Raw genomic sequence first — 696 nt, 5'->3', positions numbered from 1 at the left:
GGGATTCAATACCAAGGGGGGATTCATAACAACCAGGAATACCTACAATGAGAAAGGACTGCTCGTACACACCCAAAAGGAAGATTTGGCACCCACGGTCACCACTTACAGTGAACTGGGGCAAGCCATAAGACGAACTGTTCTATTGGACACTCTCCATTCGGAGGATACTTCAAAAAACAGGATATCGGAAAGTTCCTCCTGTTACCAGGTCCGAGAAGACGGTATCTACCAGGTGCAGACTTCCACGACCTATAATGCCGACGGTCTCCCCCTCATTCAAACCACGGAGAATATGGTTTCTCAGCTCAATCCGCTGTTGGAAAACAAATCCATCACCACAGACGTCTACGGACAACAGAGTGTGCAATGGACGGAGTATACTGCTCCAACCAAGCGCACCCAGTTCAGCCGGATTCCAACTTCGGAGATCACAGCCCAATCAGTCATCGTAGATGGATTTACAACAAACCAGACTGATCACGCCGGAATCCGTTCCTCACAACAGTTCTGCTGTACCTCTACACGGATGATTCTGGAAAAAACCGATGGTCGCGGCAATGTCGCTACTACAGAAACTGACCTTGCCGGACGTACTGTCAAAGTCACCGATCCTGCAGGCAACGTGACCACCACCAGCTACTTGTCCTGCTGTGACGCCGTGGCTTGCATCACCGATGCTTTGGGAGGCACGAC

At 50.6% G+C, this 696-nt stretch carries 1 protein-coding gene; it reads left to right on the top strand.

The window, feature by feature from the left end; genetic code table 11:
• Nucleotides 1-295: 295 nt before the first annotated feature.
• Nucleotides 296-696, top strand: a 401-nt coding sequence (locus HHJ06_RS11680; RefSeq protein ID WP_215429964.1) for a hypothetical protein, incomplete at its 3' end; no start/stop codon positions are given.

Origin of the sequence: Akkermansia muciniphila, from assembly GCF_018709685.1 — a bacterium.
GTDB classification, from domain to species: Bacteria; Verrucomicrobiota; Verrucomicrobiia; order Verrucomicrobiales; family Akkermansiaceae; genus Akkermansia; species Akkermansia muciniphila_E.
The sequence above is the reverse complement of the archived record's forward strand: the minus strand, read 5'-3'. Positions and strand labels throughout refer to the sequence as shown.